This window comes from Neolewinella litorea, from assembly GCF_004803465.1.
Classification (GTDB): Bacteria; Bacteroidota; Bacteroidia; order Chitinophagales; family Saprospiraceae; genus Neolewinella; species Neolewinella litorea.
This window is the reverse complement of the sequence record NZ_SRSF01000029.1, coordinates 1-1,763: the sequence shown is the minus strand read 5'-3', so window position 1 is coordinate 1,763 and position 1,763 is coordinate 1. Positions and strand designations below refer to the sequence as shown.

At 62.1% G+C, this 1,763-nt stretch carries 3 protein-coding genes; all 3 read right to left on the bottom strand.

Annotation, left to right across the window (positions count from 1 at the left end; genetic code table 11):
- On the bottom strand, nt 1-1,154 hold a 1,154-nt coding region (gene tnpC, locus E4021_RS17895; RefSeq protein WP_136460857.1), incomplete at its 3' end, for an IS66 family transposase.
- Nucleotides 1,155-1,185: 31 nt separating this feature from the next.
- Nucleotides 1,186-1,536, bottom strand: a complete 351-nt coding sequence (gene tnpB, locus E4021_RS17890; protein WP_136460856.1) for an IS66 family insertion sequence element accessory protein TnpB — start codon at nt 1,534-1,536, stop codon at nt 1,186-1,188.
- On the bottom strand, nt 1,523-1,763 hold a 241-nt coding region (gene tnpA / locus E4021_RS18355; RefSeq protein ID WP_211097064.1), incomplete at its 5' end, for an IS66 family insertion sequence element accessory protein TnpA. The genes tnpA and tnpB, both read right to left, overlap by 14 nt.

Here is a 1,763-nt window from a genome sequence, read left to right as displayed (position 1 = left end):
CCGATGGCCCCGCTGGACAGGTTGTTTTTCTGTTCGTACTCCGCCCAGTCCAGCAATGCCTCGTAGACTGGCCGACTCACCCGCCGGCGCAGGGCCAGGCGTTCGGCTGCCGACCGCCCCCTTTTGCGGCAGTGCGCCTCGACGTGGTAAAGGAAGCCGATGGCGGCCAGGGCCAGCTCCGCCAGCCGGGGATGCTGCTCGCGGGCCTCGAAGAACTTACGGCGGATGTGCGCCAGACAGCTCACCCCCGTGACCTGCGGATGCTTGCGCAAGTAGGTCTCATAGGCCTTATACCCGTCTGTTTGCAGGTAGCCCGCAAAGTCCGCCAGTCGTTCCATCACGCCGTGCACCCCGCGTCCTTTACGGTAGTCGAACAGCACCAGTCCGGAGTCCGGGTCCCGATAGACCCACTGGTAGCCCAGGTGGGCTTTGCCTTTCTTTTCCGAAGCCAGTACCTTGATCGTCGATTCATCCACCTGCAAATAGTCGCTATCAACGACCGTGCGGAGTAGTTGCTGGTATAGCGGCTCGAGTAAGCTACAGGTTGCGGCGAACCAGTCGCCCACGGTGGCTTTGTGCACCACCCAGCCGTGATCGCGCTCGAAGCGCTTGATCTGGCGGTAAAAGGGCAGGTGGTCGACGTACTTGGCTACGCACAGCTCGGCCAGCAGCCCCGGCTCGGGGATACCCTTATCGATGGGTCGACTGGGTAGCTCGGCGATCACCACGGTGGTGGAGCCGTCGGCTTCGGCGCGGGCGTACTTCGGCCGGATGCGCCGGATGATGATGAGTTTACCCGGACGGTAGTCCAGCGTATCGGTGACTTCCTGCCCAATGCACTCCAGGCCAGCGGTGTCTACGTCTTGCGGCTCCAGAACGATCTCCTCCACCGGCAGGTGATCCGGCAGCGAAGCCCGGCCGGGGTGGGCCTTTTTCGGCTTGCGACGCGTGTAGGTGACTTCTTGCTTCGGTGGCTCGGCCGGCACGCTTTGCCCCCACAGGGCCATCTGTTCGGGGGGCGCGGTGGCCTGGCCTGCCAGGCGCTCGGACCTGGCGCCGAAGATCAGGCGCTTGAGTTGATCGAGCTCGTGGCGCAGGGCCCCGTACTGCTCCTTGAGCGACTGATTTTCCGCGATGAGCCCTTCGATACTCACGGGGCAAAAAATACGAAGAATACCCTTGGCATCAAGCCGCCGGCCGGTACCTTTTACGTCGTTTCACAGAAGTAATTTCAATGCCCGCGAGCAACAGTTGCAGGTCCGTAAAGGATAGCTCCAAGCTATCCCCGGTGGCCCGGGGCAACTCGAAGGTGCCGCGCTCCAGCACCTTGTACCAGACCACCCAACCATCGCGGTCCCAGACCAGTAGCTTGATACGGTCACGCCGCTTGTTCAGGAAAATGAAGACATCTCCGCTGAGCAGCGTACCCTGCTTCATGAATCGGCGTACCAGCCCGCTCAGGCGGTTGAAGCCCTTGCGCATATCGGTGGCGCCACGGTAGAGAAAGTAGCGCTGGCGAGAACTAAAACTGAGCATACCGCTGATCCAGACGGTGCAACAAGTCGGTCAGCCGCTCCGGGTCAATACCCGAGATGGACAGGCGTAAACCTCCCGGCAGGCTGACTTCCAGGGTAGCGGCGGCCGCCGCTGCTGGCTCTGGGGGCGGCGGCGAACATTTTAGACTAATGAAGCCCACGTCGGCCGAAGGCGCCTGCCTGAGAGTCCGGGACTTGCGACGCCAATAATGAAAGGTAGCGTAGCTG